This window comes from Streptomyces sp. A 4/2, from assembly GCF_940670765.1.
Taxonomy (GTDB): domain Bacteria; phylum Actinomycetota; class Actinomycetes; order Streptomycetales; family Streptomycetaceae; genus Streptomyces.
On the sequence record NZ_CALNVW010000009.1, the window covers coordinates 69,528 to 95,799 of the forward strand.

Here is a 26,272-nt window from a genome sequence, read left to right on the forward strand (position 1 = left end):
CGCACAGGGCGCCTCCCCCGGGCAGGGCCCCACTCCCGGGCAGGGCGCCACCCCCGCACCGCTCGCCGTACCCGTGCCGGGCTCCGGCACCGCGGCCTCCCCGGTCACCGGCGCCACCATCCAGCTGGAGAACCTCACCAAGCACTACCCGGGCACACCGCTGCCCGCCGTGGACAGCGTCAACATGGAGATCGCCGCCGGGGAGATGGTGATCCTGGTGGGTCCCTCGGGGTGCGGGAAGTCGACCACCCTGAAGATGATCAACCGGCTGATCGAGCCGTCGTCCGGGGTGATCAGGATCGACGGCGAGGATGTGACCGACATCGATCCGGTGGGGCTGCGCCGCAAGATCGGCTACGCGATCCAGTCCTCGGGCCTCTTCCCGCACATGACCGTGGCCGACAACATCTCGCTCGTACCGAAGATGGTCGGCTGGAAGAAGCAGCGGGTGAAGGACCGGGTCGAGGAGATGCTCGACCTGGTGGGGCTCGACCCGCGCGAGTTCCACGGCCGCTATCCGCGCCAGCTCTCCGGCGGACAGCAGCAACGCGTGGGCGTGGCACGGGCGTTGGCCGCCGACCCGCCGGTGCTGCTGATGGACGAGCCGTTCGGCGCGGTGGACCCCATCACCCGCGACCACCTCCAGGACGAGCTGATCCGGCTCCAGCACGAACTGCACAAGACGATCGTGTTCGTCACCCACGACTTCGACGAGGCGATCAAACTCGGCGACCGGATCGCGGTGCTGCGCGGGCAGTCGCACATCGCGCAGTTCGACACCCCCGAGGCCATCCTCACCAACCCGGCCGACGACTTCGTCTCCGGATTCGTGGGCGCGGGCGCCGCGTTGAAGCGGCTGAACCTCACCCGCGTACGGGAGGTCGAGATCGCCGACTTCCCGACGGCGACCATCGACGACCCGTTGCAGTCCATCTTCAACATGCTGCGCACCGGCAGCACCAACGAGGTGCTGCTGCTCGACAAGCAGCACCGGCCGTACAAGTGGCTGCGGCGCGGCGACCTGATGCGGGCGCGCGGCTCCCTGGCGCGGGCCGGGACGCTCGTCCACGACCATGTGACGCGTGATGCGACGCTGCGCGACGCGCTGGAGGCGGTACTGACCGACAGCGGCGGGCGCACCGCGGTGACCGGGCGCAGGGGCGAGTTCATCGGCGTGGTCACCATGGAGACGCTGATGAACTCCGTGCACGAGATGCTCGAAGCGGACCGGCTCGCCGCACTGGAGCACCAGCACGATCTGGCCGAGCTGCGCGCCCAGCACACGCACGCCGTCCAGGAGGGTGTGACCGGCGTACAGGAGGACCCGTCGTGAGCACCCCGCAGCGCCGCCCCGAGCAGCGGCCCAAGGGCGAGCACGAGGTCCGGGGGCTGGCCTTCCGGGACGACCGGGAAGAGGCGGAGGAAGAGGGGGAACAGCAGTCGGCGGGCAGGCCGCCGGCCCCGCCCGCCCGGCGGCTGACGTGGCTGAAGCTGACGTTCATGCCGGTACTGCTGGCCGCCGGGGTCGGCGCCACGCTGATCTACATCAACACCACGTCCCTGGACTCGATCTCGCGCAACTCCCTGGCGAACGACGCGACGCAGACCGCCCTGTGGCAGCACATCCAGCTCACCGCGATCTCCACCTTCTTCGTACTGATCATCGCGATCCCGCTGGGCATCGCGCTGACCCGCAAGGCGGCGCGGAGGGCGTCACCGTTCGTCATGGCGCTCGCCAACATCGGCCAGGCGACGCCCGCGATCGGCCTGCTCGCCCTGCTGGTGGTCTGGCTCGGCACCGGCCGGGAGCCCGCCCTGATCGGCATCACGATCTATGCCGTACTGCCGGTGCTCAGCAACACCATCGCGGGGCTGCGCGCCACCGACCCGACGCTGATCGACGCGGCGCGCGGCATCGGGATGTCGGCGCCCGGCGTCCTGTTGCGGGTCGAACTGCCCCTGGCCGTACCGCTGATCCTCGCGGGGGTGCGGACCGCGCTGGTACTCAATGTGGGTACCGCGACGCTGGCCACCTTCGGCGGTGGCGGAGGGCTCGGGGACCTGATCAACGCCGGGATCACCAACCAGCGGATGCCGGTGCTGATCCTGGGTTCCGTCCTGACCGTGGCGCTGGCCCTGCTGGTGGACTGGCTGGCGTCGATCGCCGAAGTACTGCTGCGACCGCGCGGACTGGAGACGTGATGCGGGTACGGACGACGCTCGCCGCCGCCGGGACCGGAGTGCTGCTGGGATCCGCCGCCCTGTCGGGGTGCGGGCTGACCAGCGGCAGCCCGATGGTCGACGACGTGAAGCCGGGGTCGGTCGGCCAGGGGCTGCCGTTGAAGGGCGCCAGTCTGACGGTCACGTCGAAGCAGTTCACCGAGCAGATCATCCTGGGCGAGATGATGGGCCTGGCCTTCAAGGCGGCGGGTGCCTCGGTGCTCGACCGGACGGACATCCAGGGTTCGATCGGCGCCCGGGAGGCGGTCAAGTCCGGTTCTGCGGACGGGATGTACGAGTACACGGGCACCGCCTGGATCACCTACCTCGGCCATACGAAGCCGATCGCCGACCCGATGAAGCAGTGGCAGGCGGTGCACGACGCGGACCTGAAGAACGGCCTCACCTGGCTGCCGCCCGCACGGCTCGACAACACGTACGCACTGGCCACGAACAAGAAGAACGCGGCGAAGTACCACCTCAAGACCGTCTCGGACGTGGCGAGACTGGCGAAGACCGACCCGTCGGCGGCGACCATCTGTGTCGAGGCGGAGTTCGCGGTGCGCAACGACGGGCTGCCGGGGCTGGAGAAGCGGTACGGCTTCTCGATCCCGCCGTCGCGGATCAAGAAGATGGACAGCGGAGTGGTCTACACCCAGGTCTCGGGGGGCCACACCTGCACACTCGGCGAGGTCTTCACCACGGACGGGCGGATCCCCCACCTGGGGCTGGTGGTCCTCACGGACGACAGGAAGTTCTTCCCCAACTACAACGCCGCGCCGGAGATGTACTCCAAGGCGATGAAGAAGTACCCGGCGATCGCGGACGTGCTGAACCCGATCACCAGGAAGCTGACCACGAAGGTCGCGCAGACCCTCAACGCGAAGGTGGACGTGGAGGGGCAGGACCCGCACGACGTCGCGAAGGACTGGCTGGTCGAGGAGGGGTTCATCAAGAAGGGCTGAGCCGGTGAGGTACTGATCGGCCGGACAGGTCCCGGGGGCGAGCCGGTTGAGGACCCACCCGCTTGAGGACCCACCCGTTTGAGGTGCCCGCTCAGCAGCTCGGTACCGACGCACCCTTCCGCAGCGCGTCAAGGGACGAGACCGCGCCCTTCAGCGTCGTGACGGGGATCAGCCGCAGCCCGTGCGGGAGCCCGGACCTGGCGTCCGAGCACTCGGCCTTCGGTACGAGGAAGACGGTCGCCCCGTCACGGGCGGCGGACTGCGTCTTCAGCGCCACCCCGCCGACCGCGCCGACCGTCCCGTCCGCGCTGATCGTTCCCGTACCGGCGATGGTCCGGCCGCCGGTGAGGTCGCCGCCCGCGCCGTTGCCGTCCAGCTTGTCGACGATGCCGAGCGAGAAGAGCAGCCCGGCGCTGGGGCCGCCGACGTCGGCCAGGTGCAGGGTCACCTTCGCCTTGTCCGCACGGCCGCCGAGGTAGGAGAGGGCGGCCTGGGTGGCGCTGTTCTGCGAGGCGGTCATCTCGTCGAGGTTGTGCTGCTCGATCTGCTTGTCGCTGCCGCCGCTCGGGTACACCGCGTCCCGCGGCATGACCGCCCGGTCGGTGCGGAACCAGGCGTCGACCACCTGTCCCAGATCGACATCGGTGGAGGGCCCGGTCGCCTCGATCGTGACCATCCGCAGCTGGCCCGAGGTCTTCCGGACGGGCTCTCCGGTGATGGTGATCACCGGTTGGCCCTTGTCGTTGCCCAGCACGTCGGCGGTCAGACCGGGCTGGGCCACCGAGAACGGCAGCGGTGCGAAGGCAGCCGAGCCGAGCAGGGCGAGCACGATCACGGTGCAGACGGAGAGGACGCGGAAGCGCGGGTTGCGGAGGAGCACGGATCCAATCTAGCGGGCGCGGCGGGGTGGGTGGACGGGCCGGTTCGGACCGCCCGGGAAGGGGCGGCCCCCGGGCGCCGACGCGGCTCGTCCGCTCCGGGCCGCGCGGATCCGGGCCGGGCCGAGCGGATCCGGGCCGGGCCGAGCGAGCCGGGCCCGCGGGCGTCGACGTGGCGCGTCCACGCCGAACCGCGCGGCCCCCGGCGTCAGCGCAGCGCCTCCGCGACCTCCCGGGCCGCGTCCATCACCCGCGGCCCGACCCGCTCCGGGACGGAGTCCGCGAGCATCACCACTCCCACGCTGCCCTCGACCCCCGTCACCCCGACGAGCGGCGCGGCGGCGCCGCTCGCGCCCGCCTCCAGTTCGCCGTGGGTGAGTGTGTAGCCGGGATCGTCGGTGCGGCCCTGCCGGGAGGCGAGGATCGCGCGCCCGGCGGCCCCCCGGTCCAGCGGGTGGCGGAACCCCGCCCGGTACGCCACGTGGTAGTCGGTCCAGGTCGGCTCCACCACCGCCACGGCGAGCGCGTCCGAACCGTCGACCAGGGTGAGGTGTGCGGTGGCTCCTATGTCCTCGGCGAGCGAACGCAGCGCGGGCAGCGCCGCTTCCCGTACGAGCGGATGCACCTGGCGGCCCAGCCGCAGCACGCCGAGCCCGACGCGGGCGCGGCCACCCAGGTCGCGGCGGACGAGGGCGTGCTGTTCCAGGGTGGCGAGAAGTCTGTAGACCACGGTGCGGTTGACCCCGAGTCTGGTGGACAGTTCGGTGACGGTCAGCCCGTGGTCGGTGTCGGCAAGCAGCTTGAGGACGCGCAGTCCACGGTCCAGCGTCTGAGAAGTCTCGGCGGTCACGACGCCCACTCCTTAAGTGGTAGTCGCGGCGGCTCAGCCACGGGGATCACGACGCCGGTCCCATCGGCGACGCGCGCGGCGGCCGCCGGCAGGCCAGGTCACCGGCTGCGCTCCGCGGCGGCGTTGCCACGGGGCGTATGCGTTGCCGGGGACAGTAGCGAAGCCGGTCCGCTCAGCGGAAGGGTTAGTCCACAATCCGGGCAGTCGGTGCACTGTTTGCCCCGAACATGACGAAAGAGCGGTGCACCGTGATCGGAACACCGCTCTTTGACGTCGTTTTTCTATGCCGAGCTTTTACGTCCCGACGACCATCGCCGGGCTTCCACATCGCGATGAACATCCCAACAGCTGGCCACCGGAACAGCAGTTGAGCCGGAACGCACGAGCCGGGGACGGGCGGGACCGGGGACGGGCGGAACCGGGACGGACGGAACCGCACGAGCCGGGACCGGACGGCCGCGGAACCGGTGGGCCCCTCACCGCATCCGGGTGGCCCACTCCTGGACCTTCTTGATCCGCTCCTTGAGCTGACCCGCGGTCGCCTCCGCGCTCGGCGGCCCCCCGCACGTCCGCCGCAGCTCGGTGTGGATCACGCCGTGCGGTTTGCCGCTCTGGTGGGTGTACGCCGACACCATGGTGTTGAGCTGCTTACGGAGTTCGAGCAGCTGCTTGTGGGTGACGACGGGCCGTGCCTCCGCGGCCTTCTCCAGCAGGTCGGCCTCCGCGGCCGGTTTCTGCCTGCTGTGCGCGATCTGCCGGGTCTGCCGCTTCTGGAGCAGCAACTGGACCTGGTCCGGTTCGAGGAGGCCGGGGATGCCGAGGTAGTCCTGCTCCTCCTCGCTGCCCGGGTGCGCCTGCATCCCGAACTCGGCGCCGTCGTACAGCACCCGGTCGAAGACCGCGTCCGACTCCAGTGCCTCGAAGGGCAGTTGCTCCTCGGTCTCCTCGTCCTCCAGCTTCTCCGCGTCGGCGAGGAGCTTGTCCTCCTCGGAGAACGGGTTCTCCTCGTCGCTGCCCTTCTTCGGCTTGTCGAGGACGTGGTCCCGCTCGACCTCCATCTCGTTCGCGAAGTCGAGGAGCATCGGGATCGTCGGCACGAAGACGGACGCGGTCTCACCGCGCCTGCGGGAGCGGACGAACCGGCCCACCGCCTGGGCGAAGAAGAGCGGGGTCGAGATGGTCGTCGCGTACACGCCGACCGCGAGACGTGGGACGTCCACGCCCTCCGACACCATCCGGACCGCGACCATCCACCGGGACTCGTCCGCGGCGAACTGGTCGATCTTCTTCGACGCGGCCTTCTCGTCGGAGAGCACGACGGCCGGCCGGTCACCGGTGATCTTCTTGAGGATCTTGGCGTACTCGCGGGCGGTGTCCTGGTCGGACGCGATGACCAGTCCGCCCGCGTCCGGGATGCCCTTGCGGACCTCGGTGAGCCGCTGGTCGGCGGCGCGCAGCACGTTCGGGATCCACTCGCCGGTCGGCGCGAGCGCGGTCCGCCAGGCCTGGCCGATCGCGTCCTTGGTCATCGGCTCGCCGAGGCGGGCGGCGATCTCGTCGCCCGCCTTGGTGCGCCAGCGCATGTTGCCGCTGTAGCTGAGGAAGATCACGGGGCGGACTACGCCGTCGGCGAGGGCGTTGCCGTAGCCGTACGTGTAGTCGGCGGAGGAACGCCGGATGCCGTCGTTGCCCTCCTCGTACGCGACGAACGGGATCGGGTTGGTGTCCGAACGGAACGGCGTACCGGTCAGCGCGAGCCGCCGGGTCGCCGGGTCGAACGCCTCCTGGCACGCCTCGCCCCAGGACTTGCTGTCTCCGGCGTGGTGGATCTCGTCGAGGATGACGAGCGTCTTGCGCTGCTCGCAGCGGTTGCGGTGCAGCATCGGGCGCACGCCGACACCGGCGTAGGTGACCGCGACGCCGTCGTACTCCTTGCTCAGTGGTCCCGCGCTGTAGTCCGGGTCGAGCTTGATCCCTATCCGGGCGGCGGCCTCCGCCCACTGCTTCTTCAGGTGCTCGGTCGGCGCGACCACGGTGATCTGCTGCACGACGTGGTGGTGCAGCAGCCAGGACGCGAGGGTCAGCGCGAAGGTGGTCTTCCCCGCGCCGGGGGTCGCGACCGCGAGGAAGTCCCGCGGCTGCTCATGGAGATAGCGCTCCAGGGCGCCTTCCTGCCAGGCACGCAGCTTGCTGGCCGTGCCCCAGGGGGCCCGGCCGGGGAAGGCGGGTGAGAGCGTGTGGGAGGCGGTAGTAGTCACGGTCTCCGAATCGGTTCTCAGGTGCACGGGGCGTCCGGGCCCTCGGATCCGTACGGGGCTTCGGAGCCGGGTGTCGGGCACGGATGTCGGGCACGGATGTCGGGCACGGATGTCGGTACGACAACCGGGCCACCCTACCGGTGAGGTCATGGTGCCGCCGCGGTTACGCCGCCGGGACGGCCATCATGTGACTCTCCTCATGACTCCGGGCGTCACACCCCGCGTCATGGTGCCGCGTGATGACCCGCGATCGGACCATGGCTTTCTTCGCCGGAGAAGTTCCCGCTGCGGCAGGGGCCTCGCCAGTGCCCAGCTGATCGCCCGGTGGGCAAGCTCCTCCGGGGTGATCCCCTCCGCCGCTGCCCGAGTGCGCACCGCTGCTTCTGTCCCGGGCAGCAACTCAAGCCTGAAATCGGGCACGGCCGCCGCCCTCAGCTCTCATCCATGGGGTGTTCCCAGCGCAGATCCGGAAAGCGCGCGAAGCCGCGGTCGGCGCTGTAGAAGGTCGAGCCCGACTCGATGGCCAGAGCCGCGAGATAGGCGTCAGGCACCAGGTTCGCGCGGGCACCGATCTTCCGGCACAGACGGTCGAAGATCTCCCAGTGACGTGGGCCCTCGAACAGCGGAGTGGACACCGGGGCATCCCGGACGGCCGCCAGGAAATCCAGCGCTTCGGACGCCGCGACGGGCTTGGGAAAGATCCGGGGGTGCGTGACGAGGCGCACGAATCGGCTGGCCACCGTGGCGTTGAAGGCCACCGGTTCATCGCCGTTCAGCCGGTCCGTCAGCCAGGTGCGGTAGGCCTGGTGCTCATCTGCTTCCTCACGGAAGGCGTACACCAGGACATTGACGTCGCAGAAGATCACTCAACACCGTCCATGATGTCCAGCAGAGCGGCGTTGTCGTCAAGGCTGACCCCGTGACGGAGCCCGCCGAGATCGGCGGTGGGCAGCGTGACCAGGTTCTCGGCCGCTGCGACATCCCGGGCGAAGGACACCCGCATCGCATCCTCTATCACCCTGCTGACAGACACCTGTCTGCGTGCGGCACGGAGCTTGGCCTGCTGAAGCAGGCTCTCGGGGAGATCAACCGTGGTCCTCATGCATCAAAGCGTAAGGCGGGCGCATCATGATGCACAAGTGGACTACCGCGCGATGCCCCCGCTCTTGAGGCCCAGCCGCGTAGCCACCCACACCCCCACCAGCGCCACCCCCGCCATCGGCAGGAACACCACGGCGAACGCCCCCGGGTGCGGGGCCGAGACCCCGTCGGTCAGGGCTCCCACCGCTCCCCCGCCGAGCGCCGCGAACGCCGCGCCGCCCACCGCGAGCAGCAGGACGTTGGAGAGGCCGTCGGAGATCTGCAGGGCCGCCGAGTTCGCGCCCGCCTCCTCCGGTGCCGACAGCTTCAGCATCATCACGCTGGTCGAGGCGATGACCGTGCCCATCCCGTAGCAGCCGACGCCCCAGGCGACCGCGACCGTCCACACCGGTACGGAGTGGATCAGCACGCTCGGGGCAGCCGCGATGGCCGCGGCGACCATGAACATGCCCACCACCATCAGCCGCTGCCGGTACGGCTCCATGCGCGGCCTGGACTGGACGTACGAGCCGAGCGCCCAGGTCCCGCCGCCGGCCGCCAGCGACAGGCCCGCCAGGGTCGGCGACAGGCCCCGCTGGGTGACGAGCATCAGCGGTACGAAGCTCTCGGCCGCGATGAACGACCCCGCCGAGATCCCGCGCAGCAGCACCACCGAGGGCAGCCCGCGCGCCGCCCGGCAGGTGCCGCGCGGCAGCAGCCCGAGCACCGCGGGAACCAGCAGCGCGATCCCGGCCGCGGCGGGCACCAGGGACAGCCACCGCAGGTCCTGTCCCGCGTACTGGAGCAGCCCGGCCCCGACCGAGATGCCCAGCGCGAGCCGGATCCGGCGCCGGTCGATGGTGGGTGCGGGGACGGACGGGTCGGCCGGGCCCGACGCCATCCGGCGGATCGCGGGCAGGGCGAGCGCCAGCGGCGGAACCACCAGGACCGGGATGCCGATGAACACCCAGCGCCAGCCCAGGTGCTGGGTGACCGTACCGGCGGCCAGCGGTCCGACCACCGAGGGCACCACCCAGCTCGCGGCGAAGGCGGCCATGATCGAGGGACGCAGATGTTCCGGGTAGGCGCGGCTGACGACGACGTACAGCGCGACGATGACCAGCCCGCCGCCCAGCCCCTGTACGGCCCGGCCGGCGACGAACAGCCACATCGTGGACGCCGTGCCGGAGAGCAGCAGCCCGGTCGCGAACGCGGCGATCCCGGTGGCGAGCGGCCTCAGCGGCCCGCTCCGGTCGGCCCACTGGCCGGAGAGGACCATGGCGAAGAGCGACGTGGTGAAGTACGCGGAGAACGCGAAGGCGTACAGCGAGATGCCGTGCAACTCCCGCGCCGCGACGGGCATCGCGGTGCCGACGGCGGTCGCCTCGAAGGCGATGAGCAGCACCACGGTGACGATGCCGATGCTGAGAGCCCGGTGCGCGCTGCCGAGGATCCCGTCGGTCGCGGAGGTGGAGATGCCCTCGGGCGGGGCGGGGGGTGCGACCTCGGCGTCGCGCGATTCCAGGGCGGTCATCCGACCAGAGTAAGGGGCAAATCGCTGGATGAACCCTGTCTGAGGCGGGAGGGGGGCTCGGCCATTGGTCGTACGACCATGAACGCCGTATGGCAGTCGCGTTGCGGGCCCGCCCGTGCCCTTGAGGCGGTCCGGCCGGGCGCCTACGTTCGGGGTGTTCCGGTTCGCCCGGCCGTGTGCCCGAGTGGTTCAGGGGCTCGACTGCAAATCGAGTTACGTGGGTTCGATTCCCGCCACGGCCTCCGACGCAGCGCAGTCCGCCCGCTTATTACGCCGTAATAAGCGGGCCTCCGATTCAGCGCAGTACGCCGTAGTGCGCCGCAAACAGGCGCCCCCGCCGCCGGACAGGCAGCAGGGGCGCCCGGAAGAAGTCCGCACGGGACCTACTGCGGCGCCTGCTCCTGCCCTTGCCCGCCCTGCACCTTCCGCGCCTCCTGGACCATTTCCTTCAGGTGCTCCTCCTGCTCGGTGGAGAGCGAGGTCTGCACCAGCTGACCGCCGAACTGCGCGAGCTGCGGGATGACCTTGTCGGCGGCCTCCGACTTCGCGAGGACGAAGAGCGCCGCCGTGCCGGGGCGCAGGTTCGCGCTGACATCCCTCATGAAGTTGTCGTTCACCCCCGTGTCGGTGGCGGCGCCGCCCGCGGCGCCCGCCGCGGCGCCCACGGCCGCGCCGAGGAACGGCACCAGGAACAGCATCCCGATGACACCTCCCCAGAGCGCGCCGCCCGTCGCGCCGGTCGCCGTGCGGTTGACGGCCTGATGCAGTTTGATCTTGCCGTCGGACTCGCGGCGCTCGACGACGACCGCGTCCTCCAGGTCGACGAGGCGCTCGCGGCTCAGGCTGAAGAGCTTGTCGCGGACCTGATTGGCAGTGGCGAGATCGTCGTAGGCGACGACGAACAGATTGCTCATGCGGCTGACTCCTCATCGGGGTGCGGGACATCGAAGTGCGGGACACCGGGAAACGGGGCGTCGAGGGACGGAACCCAGCCCACTATAGGAAATATGCCGCAAATGGGACAGGCGAGGGGCGCCATCCGCAGCACCCCTCGCCTGGATCCCTCCCGGATCACCCCACGGGTCACCCCCGCGGATCACCCCGCGCCGACTACCTCACCCCACGGCTCACGAGGTCCGCCAGCCGCAGCGCCGACGTACCGAGCCCGGTCGGAACCGGCGGCAGGAAGCGGGAGCCGGGCCCGCCCGACAGCAGGTCGGCCTCCGCGTACCTGCGGGTCTTCCGGTGCCAGTTCAGGATGGCCGCCATCCAGTCCTCCAGCTCCCGCACATAGCCCCGCAGGGCGTCCCGCGCCTTCCCGTCCAGTGCGAAGTCGTCGAAGAGGACGGGCAGTTCGTGCTCCGCGACATGCTGGAACTGCCGCATGCGCGAGACCATCAGCTCGTCGACCATGGCCAGCGCCGTCGGGTAGTCCACCCCGAAGAACGCCTCGACGACCAGGACCGCGTTGTGCACCTCCCCCTCGAACTCGATCTCCTTCTGGTACGAGAAGACGTCGTTCATCAGGCAGGCGTAGTCGGCGGCCGAGCTCTCCAGGGCCTTCACCGTGCCGCTGGCGAAGACCTCCTCCGGGATCTCGTGGCCGTGACCCAGCCGGGCCAGGGCCATGGTGAGGTCGGAACCGAAGGTCTTCCGGCGCATCTCGATGTAGTCGACCGGTTCGGGGATCCGGTGCTGTGCCTGGTTGGCCAGCTCCCAGAGCCAGCTGGCCGTCATGGACTCGACGGCCGTACGGAAGGTGCGCCGCGCGGCCAGGTCCATCGGCGCCGCGGTCCGCGCCCACAGATCGGCCAGCGCCCGCTCCATGACGTTCGACGGCTGCGGCGCCGCCTCCCCGTCCAGCGGCATGAACAGCGAGAACCGCTCGTTCTGCGCGTGGGCGCTCGTCAGGTCGCGGGTCCGCCCGTACACCAGCGGGAAGTAGTCGTCCGCGTACGTCCCCCAGGCGAGCCAGCCCGACGACAGCGCGAGCTCGTCCGGGGTGGCGTCCGGGTCGATACCGGCCGAGCAGAGCGGGAAGTCGAATCCGACGAGCTGCCGCTCCTCCCAGATGTCGTCGAGCATCCCCATCCGGTGCGCCCAGTCCAGGAGATGGCTCCGGGCCGCGTCGAGATGCGGCGACAGCGACAGCGCGAACGGCATCTCGAAGTCCAGCAGTTGGGACGGCCCGACCCGCCGGTGCGGTAGGTGCGTGTGGTTACGGAGCCGGGTGAGCCCCGTCCTGCCGAGGAACTGTTTGATGTCGGCGGCGGACGCCCCGAGCCCCACCGGCCCGAGCGGCAGCCGGGACTCCGCGGCCTTGCCGCCGTCGTTCATGTAGCGGCTGGACCGCATGTGCCACTCGTGGCCGCCGGACTGCCAGTCCTGGAGCCCCTTCGCGTACGTGAGCGTGTCGGCGACGCCCTTCGGGTCCACGCCGAACTCGACGAAGAGAGGCCCGAGTTCGGTGAAGAAGGTGTTCTCGAACTGGTGCAGCCGCGCGGTGAGCAGATCGTTGACCGCCTCGGCCGCCTCCTGCGTCGTGCATTTCAGGAAGTTCTCCAGGACCAGGACGCCGTTGCTGAGTTCGCCCTCGTCCAGGATCTCCCGCTCGTACGAGAAGAGGTCGTTACGCAGGTGGACCGCGTCGGAGAACGTGTCCTTGAGCACGCGCAGCGGACGTGATCCCGCGACGGCGGCCGGGACCTCCGCACCCGTCGCGTACTCGATGAGCCCGGCCGACCACGGCGCCCCGCCGACCTTGCGCCGCATCTCGATGTACTCCACGGGGTTGGAGATCCGCCCCGCGTTGATGTTGGAGAGCTCCCAGAGCGACTCGTTGAGCAGGTTCTCGGTGCTCAAGGCGAAACGTTCCCGCCACTCCATCGACATGCTCGGGACCGTCCTGGCCCAGAGGTCGGCGAGCCCGGCCTCGACCGGGTTCCGCGCTTCCGGGAATCCGTCGGACAGGTCCATCGGCATGAAGGCGGGCAGCCGGTCCAGATACGCCTTGCCGCCCTGCCGGTCCTGGGACCGCTTGAACTCCTCCAGGAAATGGTCGTCGAAGAAGAACACCCACACGTACCAGTCGGTCACGAGAGACAGTTCGGGGCCGCCGCAGTCGGGATGGGTGTAGGCGCAGAGCAGCGCGTAGTCATGGGAATCGAGGTCGTGCTCCTCCCAGATTCCCGAGCCTTCCAGCATTCCCATGTCCCGGGCCCACTGCTTCGTATGGACCCGGGCCTCTTCGAGACGGGAATTCAGCCTGGCCGGATGCGGCAAGTAGAAATCCGGCAATTCAAAAGGCTTTGACACTGACGTTCGGCCTTTCCGCGAGGTCACTGATCGGCCGAGCACTACCCCGGGTCCCGACCGGTCATCCGTCCGGCGCGACGGACCGCCCATACGTATGACAAGGGCGGTAAACCCCTGACAGGAGCGGCCCTTCGTGCTTGGGTCACGCGCCAGTTCGGACGTACCGGCTCGGACGCACCGGTTCCGCACGGGCGGTCAGGCCGTCACGCCACGGTCAGGCCGTCACGGGTGATCAGGTCACTGCGGGCGGACCGGGCGTCACGGCGCGGTCGTGACCACCGCGGCCTGCGGCCGGATCGGCAGTCGGCTGACCGGGCGGCCGGTCGCCGCCCGCACCGCCGCCGCCACCGCCGCCGGAGAGGTGACCACGGGCACCGCGCTCGCCGCCTTCGCGCCGAACGGGGCCACCACGTCACGCTCCTCGACCAGCTTCACGATGCGGATGTCCGGGGCGTCAAGGGCCGTGGGCAGCGCGTATCCGGTCAGGTCGGGGTGGCGGATCACACCTCGGGTGGTGCGCAGGTTCTCGGTGAGCGCCGCGCCGACGCCCTGGGTGACGCCCGCCTCGATACGGGAGGCCAGCAGCCGGGGGTTGAGGACCCGGCCGACGTCCTGGGCGACCGCCATCTCCACCACCCGCACCGAGCCGACCTCGATGTCCACGTCCACGACCGCGCGGATCGCGCAGAAGGCGAGGCCCACGAACGCGTCGCCCTGGCCCGACTCGTCCAGCGGCTCGGTCGGATGGGGGCGGCACTGGGCCGTCGCCCAGAGCTCCTTGCCGTCCATCGCCTCGGTGACGGTGGTGGAGAGCACCCCGTCGTACGAGGTGATCTTGCCGTCGGCGATCTGCAGCAGCTCCGTGGACATGCCGAACTTGTGGGCCAGCGGCTGGAGAAGCTGGGTCCGGACCATCTTCGCCGCCCGCTCCACCGCCCCGCCGGAGACCCAGGTGTGCCTGCCGTGCGTGGCCGGGCCCGCCGGGGGCTGGTCGGTGTCGACGGACGCGACATGGACCTCCTCGATACCGAGGGTGTCCTGGACGATCTGCCGGGCCAGCGTGGAGAATCCCTGGCCGGTCTCGACGGCGGCGCAGATCACGGTGGCGACGCCGTCGTGGACTTTGACGGTCGCGGTGGAGACCTCGTCGGCGCCCTCGGCGCCGAGCATGTGGACCATGCCGAGCGCGTAGCCCACACCACGGCGCACCGCGCCGGGTTCCCCTGCTCCCTCGGGGCCGCCGGGCAGCAGCCAGTCCCCCTCGGGGCTGTCCTTGGGCAGCACGGGAAGCGGGAAGTCTCTTACGGAGTTCAGGAGTTCGGCGACGGGGGCCGGGCAGGTGACGGTCTGCCCGGTGGGGAGCAGATCGCCGGTGGCCAGGACGTTGCGCAGCCGCAGTTCGGCCGGGTCGAGGGAGAGCTTGGCCGCCAGCTTGTCCATCTGGCCCTCGTACGCGGCGCAGACCTGGAGGGCGCCCTCGCCCCGGACGTGCCCGGACGGCGGGTTGTTCGTACGGACCGCCCAGCCCTCGATGAAGGCGTGCGGGACGACGTACGGACCGCAGGCGAACGCGACGGCAGCGGCCAGCGATTCGGACGAGGCGTCGGCGTACGCGCCCGCGTCGAGCAGGATCTGCGCCTCGACCTTCACCAGGCGGCCCTCGGCGTCCGCGTGGTGGCGGTAGCGCAGCAGGGTCGGGTGGCGGTGCGCGTGGCCGAGGAAGGACTCCTCGCGGGTGGCCGCCAGCTTGACCGGGCAGCCGGTCTTCAACGCCAGCAGGCCGAGCGGGAGTTGGAAGCTGGTGTCCTCCCGGTCGCCGGTCGCGCCGGGCACCCCGGTCACCACGACCTTGACGCGGTCGGGCTCCAGACCGAAGCAGGCGGCGGCCAGATCGCGGTCGGCGTGCGGGTCGGTGGACGCGGTGTAGATCTCCACGCCGCCGTCCGGCCTGGGCACGGCGAGCCCGGCCTCGGCGCCGATCGGCGCCGGGTCCTGGCGGCCGATCCGGTAGAGCCCTTCGACGATCACCTCACCGGTGATGTCCGGGTCGCCGAAGCGCAGCGGGATGTGCCGGATCAGATTGCCGTCGGGGTGCAACGGCTCGGCGGTGAACGCCTTCTCCGGGTCGGTGACCGGCTCCAGTACCTCGTACTCGACCGCGATGGCGGCGGCGGCGAGCCGGGCGGTGTCCGGGTGGTCGGCGGCGACCGCGGCGATGGCCTCGCCGTGGTGGCGGACGAGCTCGGAGGCGAAGACGGGGCGGTCGGCGATCCCGCGGCCGTGCGCGCTGTCGCCGGGGATGTCGGCGTGGGTGACCACCGCGCGGACGCCGGGCATCGCGGACGCCTCGGCGGTGTCGATCGAGACGATCCGGGCGTGCGGGTGCGGGGCGCGCAGGACCGCCGCCCAGAGCAGCCCCTCGGCCCACAGGTCGGACGCGTACGGGAAGGTGCCCTCGGTCTTCGCGCGGGTGTCGGCCGGTGGGAGGGAAACCCCGAGACCGTGTGCGGGCGGCTCCTGTTCGGGGCCGTCCGCCTCCGGGGTCGTCGCGGTGGCCTCGGTGGCCGCGTCGCTGCTCACGCCATGCCTCCGTCGTGCTGCTGCTGCGGGTGCGAGGGCTGTGCGCCGCCCGCCCCGGGGGGTGCCTGGTGCGGGATGCGGGCCTCTTCGGTCGCGGTGGCCGCGGCTGCGCGCCCGGCGACCACCTCACCGACCGCGTCCAGAACGCCCCGGTAACCGGAGCACCGGCAGAGGTTGCCGCAGAGTGCCTGTCTGGTTTCGAGCTCGGTGGGGGCGTGGTTGCCCTCCAGGAGGTCGTGGACCGTCATGGCCATGCCGGGGATGCAGAAGCCGCACTGGACGGCCCCGCAGTCGGCGAGGGCGCGCTGGACGTCGGAGGGCTCACCGTTGACGGCGAGGCCCTCGACCGTACGGACCTCGGAGCCCGCCGCGGTGGCCGCGGGGACCAGGCAGGAGGCGACGAGACGGCCGTCGACCTGGACGTTGCACGCACCGCACTCGCCCTGCGAGCAGCCGTCCTTGGCGCCGGCCAGACCGAGCCGCTCGCGCAGCACGTAGAGCAGCGACTCGCCGATCCAGGCGTCGGTGACGGGCCGGTCGGAGCCGTTCACGCGCAGCACGTACGACGCGGGGGTGTGCTCGCTCCGGGCGGGCCCGGGGTCGGACACGGGCGCGGATGCGGCTACGGGGTCGGGCTCGGTCGCGGGCCCGGTGCCGGGGTCGGGCTGGGTCTCGGGCTCGGCGACGAGTTCCGCGCCGGTCTCGGGTACGGGTGCGGGTTCCTGGCCGGGTTCCTGACGGGGGTCCTGCCCCGGTTCCGTGCGGGGGTCCTGGCGGAGCCCCTGCCGCGGATCCAGCCCGGCACCGGGGCCGGCATCGGGTCCGGACTGCGCGCCGGGTCCGGTACCGCCGTCGAGATCGGCAACGGCTGCGGGCTCGGGCTCGTGGACTGCCAGCGGCACGGACACGGGTACGGATTCGACGGCGGGCACGGGCGTGCCCTCGGCCGGAGTGCTGTCATGCACCTGGGAGTTGACATCGGCCGGGGCATTGACATGGTCCAGAGCGCTGTCATGAGCCTGGGTGCTGCCGTAGGCCTGGGCACTGCCGTGGGTCTGGTTACTGCCGTGGGTCTGGTTACTGCCATGGGTCTGGTTACTGCCATGGGCAGGAACGCCGTCATACACCGGCGCATCGTCGTGGCCCTGGGCACCGTCGTGGCCCTGAACGCTGTCGTGCACCGGGGCACTGTCGTGGACCGGAACGCTCTCCGGTGTCCGGGGGTCGTGGACCGGAACGCTCTCCGGGGCCCGGGGGTCGTGGACCGGAACGCCGTCGTAAGCCGGAGCGCCGCCGTCGGCCGCCCCCGCCGCTTCCGTCCCGGCCGGTTCCGGCTGCTGCGCAGGTACCGCCCAGGGAGCAGGTGCCCCGCCCGGCAGTGTCGCCGGCCCCAGCAGCGACGACGTGGTGAACTCGCCGGATTCCTCCGGGACTTCGCCCTCCGCGACCGGGATGGTCCACTGCCCGGTCAGGTCCCCCGCGCTGTGCTGGTGCGGCTGCTGGTGCGGCTGCTCGTGCGGCTGCTGGTGCAGTTGCTCGTGGGGCTGGTGCAGTTGCTCGTGGGTCTGCTGCGGCTGCTGCGGGTGCTGGTGCTGCTGGGGGAACTGGTACGGCTCGTGCGGCTGCTGGTACGGCTGCCCGGGAGCCGGCTCGCCCTGCGTCTCGGTGAACGCCCACTGGCCGGTGGCCCTGGGGTCGTACGGGTACGCCTGCTCCGCCATCTGCTCGGGCGCCACGTCCTGGGCGGAACCGGGCTCCGGCCAGTGCGCCGCCTGCGGCACCGACCAGTGACCGGTGGCGGCCGGGTCCGTACCGGCCGCGGGCGTGAGCGGCAGGATCATCGGTGGCACGTACCCGTGACCGGGCGCGGCCAGCGGCGCGCCGTCCAGGTCCATGTCCTCGGGAAGCTGTACGAACGCGGTGGCTTCGGCGTCGTAGTCCCCGCCGTGCGGGACCGGCTGCCAGCCGCCGTGGTCGTTGTTGGTGGTCACGACAGTGCCCTCCCCAGTGCTCGCCGGGCCAGTGCGGCGACGGTCCGCCGCAAGTGCAGTACGGCCGGGGGCAACGGCTGCGCCTCGCCCCCGGCGGCGTGCGCGGTGTCACCCGCTCCGGGGGACGGCACCACGTCGGGGATGCAGGCGGCTGCGACGTACTCGCCGAAGGCGGTGAGCGCCTCCTGGGCGAGCCCGCGTTCGCCGTCCCAGTCGATCAACGAGGCGATCCAGCGCTCGGCTTCGAGCGGGCGCAGCGGCATCGGCGCGATGGCGCCGACCGCGCAGCGCACCCCGCGCCGGGCCGGGTCGAGGACCACGGCGACCGAGGCGGTCGCCCGGCCGGGGCCGGTACGGCCGGTGGCTTTGAGGAAGACCTGGGGGGCGTGCAGCAGCGGTACCCGTACGAAGCCCACGAGTTCGGCGGGCTGCAGCATGTCCCGGCCGGCGAGCAGGTGCGAGACCGGGGTCTCCCGGCGGGCGCCGTCCGGACCGGCCACGACCAGGGTCGCCTCCAGCGCGGCCAGTACCGGCAGCGCGTCGCCGGTCGGTGCGGCGGTGACGATGTTGCCGCCGAGCGTGCCCGCGTTACGGATCTGGGGCGGGCCCGCCGCGCGGGCGGCAGCAGCCAGCGCGGGGATCAGCGCCGCGAAGTCCGGCCGCCCCATCCGGGCGTGGGTGAGACCCGCGCCGAGCAGCGCGTGCCCGTCCTGGTAGTGCCAGCCCCGGATCTCGCTGATCCTGCCGAGCCCGACAAGTCCCGCGGGACGCAGCAGCCCCGAATTCACCGCCGCCATCAGATCCGTACCGCCCGCGACGGGCACGGCGGCGGGCATGGCGGTCAGCGCCGCCACGGCCTCGTCGAGCGATGTCGGCAGCGTCACGGACTGCGCCGCCTGCGGTGCGTGCGTGGTCAACCCAGCTGCCCCTTCCCGGTGTCCCGGTGTCCCGGCTGTCCCGGCTGTTGCGCCGTACGGTACGTGCTCGGAGCCCGGACGTGGCAACTCTGGCACATCTTCCGAGCCGCACGACGGGAGGGTCCGCGAAGGGTGGTTCCATCCTCCCCCAGGCTGATCGTCCTGATTCGTGCACCATTGCCGCGAAGTGCTGATTACTGCTCTTCTGCGTTCCTTGTACGACTTGTTCGGCACGGCCAGTCATGCTCCCAGCCGACCGGGTTCCGGCACATGCCTTCCCGCCACGCTCACACGTTTGGGGGCGTCCCCTCGATCGGGCGTCCGAGGTCGGCGGCCGTCAGCCCCTCGGGGGCGGGGCGCCGCTGCGCGGGCAACGGGCCGCCCGGCGGCCGGTAGTGCACACCGAGCGCGTCGAGCCGCGCGTAGTGCACGGCCATCCGCCGGTCGAAGTCCGGGTAGTCGCGCTCGGCCGGGGCGGGCAGCGCCGACCAGGCGACCTCGGCGAAGGCGACCAGCCTCGGGAAGGCCTGGTAGTCGACCCGGTTCTGGTCCTCCATCACCTCGGTCCAGACATTGGCCTGGGTGCCGATGACATGCGCGGCGGCCTCGGGGGCGAGCTGCGGCGGAACGGGCTCGAAGCGGTAGACGTCCTCCAGCGTGCGGACGTACCCGATGGGCATCGGCTCGTCCTCGCCGCCGTGCTGACGGTGGTCCAGATACACCTGCTGCTCCGGGCACATGACGACGTCGTGCCCGGACTCCGCGGCGGCGATCCCGCCCGCGTAACCCCGCCAGGAGGAGACGGCGGCGCCCGGCGCGAGGCCGCCTTCCAGGATCTCGTCCCAGCCGATGAGCCGCCGGCCGCGCTCGGCGAGCCAGCGGTCGAAGTGCCGGATGAACCAGGACTGGAGCTCGTCCTCGTCGGCCAGACCCAGCTCGGCCATCCGGGCCTGGGCGGCCGGGGACTTCTGCCACTGGTCCTTGGGGCACTCGTCGCCGCCCAGGTGGATGAAGGTCGAGGGGAAGAGCGCGAGGACTTCGTCGAGGACACCCTCGTAGAAGCGCAGCACCTTCTCCGTCGGGGCGAGCACGTGGGGGCTGACGCCCCAGGTGTCCCACACCGTGAGGGCGGCCGTGTCGACGACGTCGGTGTTGCCCAGCTCCGGGTACGCGGAGATCGCGGCCTGCGAGTGCCCGGGGATGTCGATCTCCGGGACGACGGTGATGTGCCGCTCGGCGGCGTACGCGACGATCTCGCGGATGTCGTCCTGGGTGTAGAAACCGCCGTGCGGCTTCTCGTCCCAGAGCGGGGACGCCCGGTGGCCCCACTTCGTACGGGAGCGCCAGGCGCCGACCTCGGTGAGCCGGGGGTGGCGCTTGATCTCGATGCGCCAGCCCTGGTCGTCGGTGAGGTGGAAGTGGAAGACGTTGAGCTTGTGGGCGGCGAGGAGGTCGAGGTAGCGCAGGACACCGGCCTTGGGCATGAAGTGCCGGCCCACGTCGAGCATCATGCCGCGCCAGGCGAACCGCGGGCCGTCCTCGATCGCGCAGCCGGGGACGGTCCACTGCCGGTCCTGCCGCAGCGGGGCGCGCCGGAACGCCTCGGGGCCGAGCAGCTGACGGAGGGTCTGCGCACCCCAGAACACCCCGGCCGCGCTGCCGCCGTGCAGGCCGATTCCCGCGCTGTCGACGTCCAGCCGGTAGCCCTCGGGCCCGAGGGTGTCCGCGACGCCGGCGTCGATCCGCAGCCGGACGGTCCGGTCGCTCCCGTCCGCCCCGGGGCCGAGGGGCAGTCCGGTGGCCGCACCGATCACCTGCCGCAGCCAGCGGGCCGCGCCTTCGGTTCCGGGGCCCGCGTCGATGACGGTCCGCTCGTCCACGGCGAAGCCGTCACCGGCCCGCAAGTCCTTGGCGCCCACGGGCGCGGGAATCAGATCCATGGATGCCATCCTGCCCGACCCACCGCGATTGGCATAGACCACTTCGGGCGGGCGGGCACGACTCGGCCGCGGCACCTCAGGGGGGAGGCGCCGCGGCCGTACGCGGGAAACAGTCGTGCGCGGAAAGCGGACGTCGGGGAAGACCGTCAGGGAGGACCGTCAGGGAGATGCGGCCGTCGGCAGAGCGCAGCAGGTGCTACTTCTTGCCGCCGTCCTTGCCGCCCTTGTCCTTGTCGCCACCGGCGCCCATGGACTCGTAGATCTCCTTGCACATGGGACAGACCGGGTACTTCTTCGGGTCGCGGCCCGGCACCCAGACCTTGCCGCACAGGGCGACGACGGGCGTGCCTTCCAGCGCGCTCGCCATGATCTTGTCCTTCTGGACATAGTGGGCGAAGCGTTCGTGGTCTCCGTCGCCGTTCGACACCTGTGGTGTCGGCTCTACGAGGGTCCCCGTACCTGCCCCGCGCTCGGGCTCAAGAGTGCTCATGGGGGCCAAGGATACTGAAGACCGGCGGGCATGTGGGGCGGCCGGTCCGGCTGATTCCGCCTTCAGTTGAGTGAGGGGTCGTCCGGATAGGTGGCGATCATCGCCAGCATGCTCCGCTGGCGTCGCAGCACCGACCGCCACAGGCCGTCCGGGTCGGGCGACGAGACGTCCCCGGGCTCCGAATCCACCACGTACCAGGCACCCGCTTCCACCTCGGCGGCGAGCTGTCCGGGACCCCAGCCCGCGTAACCGGCGAAGATCCGCAGGGAGCCCAGCGCCGCGGCGAGCAGTTCCGGCGGCGTCTCCAGGTCCACCAGGCCGATCGCGCCGTACACCCGCCGCCAGCCGATGGGATCGTCCCGGTCGGAGCGGCGCCGGAGACCCTCGGAGGCGTCCCCCCACGGCCTGCGCCGCGGGGTCGGCTCGTCGATGCCGGGAACGGCGGGCCCCGAGCCGCCGGGGATGACGGCGACCCCCAGCGCCGAGTCCAGCGAGACCGGGCCGCCCTGGAAGATCACGCCGGGCTCCCCGGTGAGCTGGTCCCAGCCCGCCAGGATGTCGCCGACGTCCACCGGGGTCGGGCGGTTGAGGACAACACCGAGCGACCCCTCCCCGTCGTGATCGAGGACGAGCACCACCGCGCGGTCGAAATTCGGGTCCGCCAGGGCGGGGGTGGCAACGAGCAGCCGCCCTGTGAGCGAGGACACCTCCGTCATGGCAGACATGATCCCGCACATTCGCTCTCCGTGGGGGGCGGGTGCGCGAGCACGCACCGGCGCAGCTCAGCGCACGAGGGGGGCGCGGTGGCGCGGGGCCGGGGCCCGTACGGCGCCACGCCGCCCCGTGACGGCACGGGTGCGTAGCGTGTTGTAGCAGAGTCATGACGGGCCGCGCACCCCCTCAGCCTTATGGAACGGGGGTATTCGCCCCTTACCCTTTGAGACGCATCCGCTGTATCGACCCCTGTCCACCCCTTCTCCGGAACGCGAGATTCATGACCGGCACTGGCACCGACGATGTACTGCTCGTCCACGGCGGCAACCCGCTCGAAGGCGAGATCCGCGTTCGCGGGGCGAAGAACCTCGTGCCGAAGGCGATGGTCGCCGCGCTCCTCGGCAGCGGGCCGAGCAGACTGCGCAATGTGCCCGACATCCGCGACGTTCGCGTCGTGCGCGGGCTGCTCCAGCTGCACGGTGTGACCGTCCGCCCCGGTGAGGAGCCGGGCGAGCTGATCCTCGACCCGTCGCACGTGGAGAGCGCCAACGTCGCCGACATCGACGCCCACGCGGGCTCCTCGCGCATCCCGATCCTCTTCTGCGGCCCGCTGCTGCACCGGCTCGGTCACGCGTTCATCCCGGGCCTCGGCGGTTGCGACATCGGCGGCCGGCCGATCGACTTCCACTTCGAGGTGCTGCGCAAGTTCGGCGCGACCATCGAGAAGCGGGCGGACGGCCAGTACCTGGAGGCCCCGCAGCGGCTGCGCGGCTGCAAGATCCGGCTGCCGTACCCGTCGGTCGGCTCGACCGAGCAGGTGCTGCTGACGGCCGTGCTGGCCGAGGGCGTCACCGAGCTGTCGAACGCCGCCGTGGAGCCGGAGATCGAGGACCTCATCTGCGTACTGCAGAAGATGGGCGCGATCATCTCCATGGACACCGACCGGACGATCCGGATCACCGGTGTCGACCAGCTCGGCGGCTACAACCACCGTGCGCTGCCGGACCGTCTGGAGGCCGCGTCCTGGGCCTCGGCGGCGCTGGCGACCGGGGGCAACATCTATGTGCGCGGCGCCCAGCAGCGCTCGATGATGACGTTCCTCAACACGTACCGGAAGGTCGGCGGCGCCTTCGAGATCGACGACGAGGGCATCCGCTTCTGGCACCCGGGCGGCCCGCTGAACGCCATCGCGCTGGAGACGGACGTGCACCCCGGCTTCCAGACCGACTGGCAGCAGCCGCTGGTCGTGGCGCTGACCCAGGCCAGCGGCCTCTCCATCGTCCACGAGACGGTGTACGAGTCCCGGCTGGGCTTCACGTCCGCGCTGAACCAGATGGGCGCGCACATCCAGCTCTACCGCGAGTGCCTGGGCGGCTCGGACTGCCGCTTCGGCCAGCGCAACTTCCTGCACTCGGCGGTCGTCAGCGGCCCCACGAAGCTCCAGGGCGCGGACCTGGTCATCCCGGACCTGCGCGGCGGCTTCTCGTACCTGATCGCCGCGCTCGCGGCGGAGGGCACGTCCCGGGTGCACGGGATCGACCTGATCAACCGTGGCTACGAGAACTTCCTCGACAAGTTGATCGAGCTGGGCGCGAAGGTGGAGCTGCCGGGGGCGGCGCTGGTCTGACGGGCAGTCTCTGCCCCGATCCCCGTCCGGACGGGCTCGGATTTGTCGAGCCCGTCCGGCGACCATCGAGCCGGTGCGGCGCTTCGAGCCCGTCCGGCGGGAACGAGCGCGCCGAAGGCTGCGCGATCCGCCCGCGCCCCTCGACGCCGTCCTCCGTTCACCGCTCGGCGACAAGCACCGGATTCTCGTGCGGCGAGAGCGTGCAACGGGTCCCCACCGTGAGCTGCCCGGCCTCCCAGCTGGGCAGGTCGGCCTTGAGCGTGAGGCCGGAGTCGGTGGTGAGGTGCAGCCGGGTCGTGGGTCCGAGGAACGTCGCCACCCGTACTGTCGCCTCTTCGCCGTCCGCTCCCGCCCTGCCCACCGCGAGACCCTCCGGACGCAGCAGGACGTCGACCTCACGGCCGGCCTCCGGTGCGGCGCCGTGGATGGGGAGCCTGCGGCCGAAGAACTCGACGACCCCGCCGTCCCGGACGGTGCCCGGCAGCCGGTTCATCGTGCCGACGAACTCCGCGACGAAGGGCGTCGACGGGCGTTCGTACAGCTCGGAGGGGGCCGCACACTGTTCGAGGCGCCCGTCCTTCATCACCGCGACGCGGTCCGCCATGGACAGCGCCTCCTCCTGGTCGTGGGTCACGAAGACCGTGGTGATGCCCAACTCCAGCTGGATGCGGCGGATCTCCTCGCGCAGGGTGAGCCGTACCTTGGCGTCCAGCGCCGACAGCGGTTCGTCGAGCAGCAGTACCCGCGGCTGCACGGCGAGCGCGCGGGCCAGCGCCACCCGCTGCTGCTGGCCGCCGGAGAGCTGGTGCGGGTAGTGGCCGTCGCGGCCGGGGAGGCCGACCAGTTCGAGGAGTTCCAGGGCCCGCGTCCGGCGCTCGGCTGTGCCCTTCCCCCGGACCCGGAGGCCGTACGCGACGTTCTCCGCGGCCGTCATGTTCGGGAAGAGGCTGTACGACTGGAAGACCATCCCGATGTCGCGGCGGTGGGCGGGGACGGACATGACGTCCTTCCCGTCCATCAGCAGCTCGCCGCTGTCGGCGGACTCGAAGCCCGCGATGATGCGCAGCGCGGTGGTCTTCCCGCACCCGGACGGCCCGAGCAGCGCGACCAGTTCGCCGGGTGCGATGTCCAGGTCGAGGCCGTCGAGTGCCACCGTGGAGCCGAACTCCCGACGGAGATTCCTGAGGTGCACGGGAACGCTCATGACGTGGTCTTCCTTCGGTTGCGGCCACCGGCCAGGGTGGTGAGCACGAGCAGCAGACCCCAGCTGATCAGCAGGCTCAGCATGGCTGCGGCGACGGAGAGCTGGGCCTCGCTGTCACCGATCTGCACCATCCACACGGCGAACGGCGCGAAGCCGAGCACGGAGGCGACGGTGTACTCGCCGAGCACCATGGCCAGGCTGAGCACGGCCCCGCCGATCACCGCGCCGCGCAGGTTGGGTACGACGACCCGCAGCAGCGTCTGGGTGCGGGAGGCGCCCAGGCTCCGGGACGCCTCGACGAGCGTGCGGAGATCGACGGCGCGCAGCCCCGCGTCCAGCGAGCGGAACAGGAACGGCAGCGACATCACCGTGTAGACGAGGACCAGGACCAGCGGGAAGTCCTTGTTCTGCAGCGCCTGGAACGTCCCGTACAGCGGCGTGGTCGCGAGGTCCTGCTGCCAGGAGAGCACCGTGCTCACCCCCGCGACCAGTGCGATCGGCGGCACCACCAGCGGCATCATGGAGAGGATCTCCACCAGGCGCCGCAGCCGGGGGAAGTACAGCGCGACGGCGACCGTCGCCGGCACCATCAGCGCGAGTCCGAGGACGACGGTCGCCAGCCCGAGCCCGAGGGACAGCAGCAGGCTGCTGGTCATCCCGTCGGAGCCGAGGCCCTTGGTGTACGGATCGAAGCTGATGCCGTCCGTGTTGTCGATCGTGAACCAGAGCGAGGCCACGACCGGGACCAGGAAGTAGAGCGCGGCCAGCCCGAGGACCGGGCCGCGGGAGCGCGAAGCCGTACGTGCGGCCGTCATTCGAGCCATCGGGCACTCCGTCGTTGCAGCGGGATCTGCACGGCCATCACCAGCAGCGCGATCACCACCATGTCGAGGCTCATCGCGAGCGCCAGGTTCTCCTGTCCGACCAGCACGTTGCCGTTCAGGGCGTTGGAGATCTGGAGGGTGATCAGCGGTACCGAACTGCCGGTCATCACCGCGGCGGTGGCCTGGGAGGCGAAGGCGGTGCCGAACATCAGGACGGCGCCGCCGAGCAGCGAGGGGGTCAGCACCGGGACGCCGATGTGCAGCCAGAACTGGCGGCGGGTCGCCCCGCAGGACGCGGCGGCCTCCTGCCACTGGGTGCGCAGCCCGTCCAGCGCCGGGAGGACGGTCACCACCATCAGCGGAATCATGAAGTACAGATAGGCGAGCACCAGGCCGGTGAAGCTGTAGAGGCTGAAGCCGGTGGACTGCAACGACAGCAGCTTGGTGAGGGTGCCGGTCGTACCGAGGGTGGCGATGAAGGCGAAGGCGAGCGGCGCACCGCTGAAGTTGGCGAAGACCCCGGAGGCCGCGACGACGGCCTTGCGCAGGGCGGGGCGCCTCGATGTGACGACGGCCTGCGCGATGAGCGCTCCGGCCGCGGTGGCCAGCAGGGCGCTGACGACGGAGAGTTCGACACTTCCGGTCAGCCCGGTCGCGTACGCCCCGGAGAGCGAACTGCGGACGTTGCCGAGGCCGTACCCGGCGGCGCCCGACTCCCCGGTGACCACGAAGGCGTTGTAGGCCATGGTCCCGGCGGGCAGGCCGAAGCAGAGGGCGAGGAAGGCGAAGTACGGGACGACGGCGGGCCAGCGGTGGCGGCCCCTGCGGCGTACGGCCCGCCTCGCACCCGCGACGGCGGCCGTACGGACGGCTTGGTCGGCCATG

The 26,272-nt window shown here is 71.2% G+C and carries 21 protein-coding genes and 1 tRNA gene; 5 read left to right on the forward strand and 17 right to left on the reverse strand.

What is annotated here, in order from left to right:
- Nucleotides 1-73 precede the first annotated feature (73 nt).
- From NBY69_RS06210 to NBY69_RS06220, 3 genes are read left to right on the forward strand one after another with little or no spacing between them, the layout of a single operon-like run.
- Nucleotides 74-1,333: a betaine/proline/choline family ABC transporter ATP-binding protein gene (locus NBY69_RS06210; RefSeq protein ID WP_250298848.1), complete on the forward strand. Its 1,260-nt coding sequence runs from the start codon at nt 74-76 to the stop codon at nt 1,331-1,333.
- Complete coding sequence (locus tag NBY69_RS06215) at nt 1,330-2,202, forward strand: ABC transporter permease (RefSeq protein WP_250298737.1); 873 nt, start codon at nt 1,330-1,332, stop codon at nt 2,200-2,202. The genes NBY69_RS06210 and NBY69_RS06215 overlap by 4 nt, the downstream gene beginning before the upstream one ends.
- Nucleotides 2,202-3,185, forward strand: coding sequence for a glycine betaine ABC transporter substrate-binding protein (locus NBY69_RS06220; protein ID WP_250298738.1), 984 nt, complete (start codon nt 2,202-2,204; stop codon nt 3,183-3,185). Before NBY69_RS06215 ends, NBY69_RS06220 begins: the two co-directional genes overlap by 1 nt.
- Before the next feature lie 91 nt (nt 3,186-3,276).
- Here the strand turns inward: NBY69_RS06220 and NBY69_RS06225 are convergent, their stop codons facing one another.
- The 6 genes from NBY69_RS06225 to NBY69_RS06250 all read right to left on the reverse strand — a co-directional run bounded on the left by NBY69_RS06225 (nt 3,277) and on the right by NBY69_RS06250 (nt 9,785).
- A complete protein-coding gene (locus NBY69_RS06225; protein ID WP_250298739.1) occupies nt 3,277-4,065 on the reverse strand; it encodes a S16 family serine protease in 789 nt (262 codons plus the stop codon).
- Between the two features lie 206 nt (nt 4,066-4,271).
- The gene (locus NBY69_RS06230; RefSeq protein ID WP_250298740.1) at nt 4,272-4,913 is read right to left on the reverse strand and encodes an IclR family transcriptional regulator; all 642 of its coding nucleotides are present in this window, start codon (nt 4,911-4,913) and stop codon (nt 4,272-4,274) included.
- A gap of 476 nt (nt 4,914-5,389) precedes the next feature.
- Nucleotides 5,390-7,171 carry a DEAD/DEAH box helicase gene (locus NBY69_RS06235; RefSeq protein WP_250298741.1) on the reverse strand — a complete coding sequence of 594 codons (1,782 nt, stop codon included), beginning with the start codon at nt 7,169-7,171 and terminating at the stop codon, nt 5,390-5,392.
- A 431-nt stretch (nt 7,172-7,602) separates the two neighbouring features.
- Nucleotides 7,603-8,037, reverse strand: coding sequence for a type II toxin-antitoxin system VapC family toxin (locus tag NBY69_RS06240; RefSeq protein WP_250298742.1), 435 nt, complete (start codon nt 8,035-8,037; stop codon nt 7,603-7,605).
- Complete coding sequence (locus tag NBY69_RS06245) at nt 8,034-8,273, reverse strand: hypothetical protein (RefSeq protein ID WP_250298743.1); 240 nt, start codon at nt 8,271-8,273, stop codon at nt 8,034-8,036. Before NBY69_RS06245 ends, NBY69_RS06240 begins: the two co-directional genes overlap by 4 nt.
- Nucleotides 8,274-8,315: 42 nt before the next feature.
- Entirely contained in the window at nt 8,316-9,785 is a 1,470-nt protein-coding gene (locus NBY69_RS06250) for an MFS transporter (RefSeq protein ID WP_250298744.1), read from the reverse strand.
- 170 nt (nt 9,786-9,955) lie between these two features.
- Between NBY69_RS06250 and NBY69_RS06255 the strand changes: the two genes are divergently transcribed.
- Nucleotides 9,956-10,027 (forward strand) — tRNA-Cys (locus NBY69_RS06255).
- A gap of 141 nt (nt 10,028-10,168) precedes the next feature.
- Here the strand turns inward: NBY69_RS06255 and NBY69_RS06260 are convergent.
- The 8 genes from NBY69_RS06260 to NBY69_RS06295 all read right to left on the reverse strand — a co-directional run bounded on the left by NBY69_RS06260 (nt 10,169) and on the right by NBY69_RS06295 (nt 21,743).
- Nucleotides 10,169-10,699: a DUF1269 domain-containing protein gene (locus NBY69_RS06260; RefSeq protein ID WP_250298745.1), complete on the reverse strand. Its 531-nt coding sequence runs from the start codon at nt 10,697-10,699 to the stop codon at nt 10,169-10,171.
- A 196-nt stretch (nt 10,700-10,895) separates the two neighbouring features.
- On the reverse strand, nt 10,896-13,100 hold the full coding sequence (locus NBY69_RS06265; protein ID WP_250298746.1) for a terpene synthase family protein: 2,205 nt from the start codon (nt 13,098-13,100) through the stop codon (nt 10,896-10,898).
- A 258-nt stretch (nt 13,101-13,358) separates the two neighbouring features.
- The gene (locus NBY69_RS06270) at nt 13,359-15,680 is read right to left on the reverse strand and encodes a xanthine dehydrogenase family protein molybdopterin-binding subunit (RefSeq protein WP_250298747.1); all 2,322 of its coding nucleotides are present in this window, start codon (nt 15,678-15,680) and stop codon (nt 13,359-13,361) included.
- Nucleotides 15,677-17,671, reverse strand: a complete 1,995-nt coding sequence (locus tag NBY69_RS06275; protein ID WP_250298748.1) for a 2Fe-2S iron-sulfur cluster-binding protein — start codon at nt 17,669-17,671, stop codon at nt 15,677-15,679. Before NBY69_RS06275 ends, NBY69_RS06270 begins: the two co-directional genes overlap by 4 nt.
- Nucleotides 17,668-18,588: a xanthine dehydrogenase family protein subunit M gene (locus NBY69_RS06280; protein ID WP_250298749.1), complete on the reverse strand. Its 921-nt coding sequence runs from the start codon at nt 18,586-18,588 to the stop codon at nt 17,668-17,670. Before NBY69_RS06280 ends, NBY69_RS06275 begins: the two co-directional genes overlap by 4 nt.
- 287 nt (nt 18,589-18,875) lie before the next feature.
- A complete protein-coding gene (locus NBY69_RS06285) occupies nt 18,876-20,537 on the reverse strand; it encodes a beta-N-acetylhexosaminidase (protein ID WP_250298750.1) in 1,662 nt (553 codons plus the stop codon).
- A gap of 187 nt (nt 20,538-20,724) precedes the next feature.
- The gene (locus NBY69_RS06290; protein ID WP_164266014.1) at nt 20,725-21,018 is read right to left on the reverse strand and encodes a DUF3039 domain-containing protein; all 294 of its coding nucleotides are present in this window, start codon (nt 21,016-21,018) and stop codon (nt 20,725-20,727) included.
- 62 nt (nt 21,019-21,080) lie between these two features.
- Nucleotides 21,081-21,743, reverse strand: a complete 663-nt coding sequence (locus tag NBY69_RS06295) for a YqgE/AlgH family protein (RefSeq protein ID WP_250298751.1) — start codon at nt 21,741-21,743, stop codon at nt 21,081-21,083.
- Between the two features lie 269 nt (nt 21,744-22,012).
- Here NBY69_RS06295 and murA point away from each other — a divergent pair, with 269 nt between their 5' ends.
- Entirely contained in the window at nt 22,013-23,359 is a 1,347-nt protein-coding gene (murA, locus tag NBY69_RS06300) for a UDP-N-acetylglucosamine 1-carboxyvinyltransferase (RefSeq protein WP_250298752.1), read from the forward strand.
- A 157-nt stretch (nt 23,360-23,516) separates the two neighbouring features.
- Here the strand turns inward: murA and NBY69_RS06305 are convergent, their stop codons facing one another.
- From NBY69_RS06305 to NBY69_RS06315, 3 genes are read right to left on the reverse strand one after another with little or no spacing between them, the layout of a single operon-like run.
- Entirely contained in the window at nt 23,517-24,563 is a 1,047-nt protein-coding gene (locus tag NBY69_RS06305; protein ID WP_250298753.1) for an ABC transporter ATP-binding protein, read from the reverse strand.
- Nucleotides 24,560-25,387 (reverse strand): ABC transporter permease, encoded by an 828-nt coding sequence (locus NBY69_RS06310; RefSeq protein ID WP_250298754.1) that lies wholly within the window; start codon nt 25,385-25,387, stop codon nt 24,560-24,562. The genes NBY69_RS06305 and NBY69_RS06310 overlap by 4 nt, the downstream gene beginning before the upstream one ends.
- A complete protein-coding gene (locus NBY69_RS06315) occupies nt 25,375-26,271 on the reverse strand; it encodes an ABC transporter permease subunit (protein WP_250298755.1) in 897 nt (298 codons plus the stop codon). Before NBY69_RS06315 ends, NBY69_RS06310 begins: the two co-directional genes overlap by 13 nt.
- Nucleotide 26,272: the final 1 nt, after the last annotated feature.

Coding starts and splice junctions, on each gene's coding strand:
- NBY69_RS06260 (WP_250298745.1), bottom strand. CDS start 10,699: ATGAGCAATCTGTTCGTCGTCGCCTACGACGATCTCGCCACTGCCAAT.
- NBY69_RS06310 (WP_250298754.1), bottom strand. CDS start 25,387: ATGGCTCGAATGACGGCCGCACGTACGGCTTCGCGCTCCCGCGGCCCG.
- murA (WP_250298752.1), top strand. CDS start 22,013: ATGACCGGCACTGGCACCGACGATGTACTGCTCGTCCACGGCGGCAAC.
- NBY69_RS06245 (WP_250298743.1), bottom strand. CDS start 8,273: ATGAGGACCACGGTTGATCTCCCCGAGAGCCTGCTTCAGCAGGCCAAG.
- NBY69_RS06220 (WP_250298738.1), top strand. CDS start 2,202: ATGCGGGTACGGACGACGCTCGCCGCCGCCGGGACCGGAGTGCTGCTG.
- NBY69_RS06250 (WP_250298744.1), bottom strand. CDS start 9,785: ATGACCGCCCTGGAATCGCGCGACGCCGAGGTCGCACCCCCCGCCCCG.
- NBY69_RS06315 (WP_250298755.1), bottom strand. CDS start 26,271: ATGGCCGACCAAGCCGTCCGTACGGCCGCCGTCGCGGGTGCGAGGCGG.
- NBY69_RS06305 (WP_250298753.1), bottom strand. CDS start 24,563: ATGAGCGTTCCCGTGCACCTCAGGAATCTCCGTCGGGAGTTCGGCTCC.
- NBY69_RS06285 (WP_250298750.1), bottom strand. CDS start 20,537: ATGGCATCCATGGATCTGATTCCCGCGCCCGTGGGCGCCAAGGACTTG.
- NBY69_RS06295 (WP_250298751.1), bottom strand. CDS start 21,743: ATGTCTGCCATGACGGAGGTGTCCTCGCTCACAGGGCGGCTGCTCGTT.
- NBY69_RS06290 (WP_164266014.1), bottom strand. CDS start 21,018: ATGAGCACTCTTGAGCCCGAGCGCGGGGCAGGTACGGGGACCCTCGTA.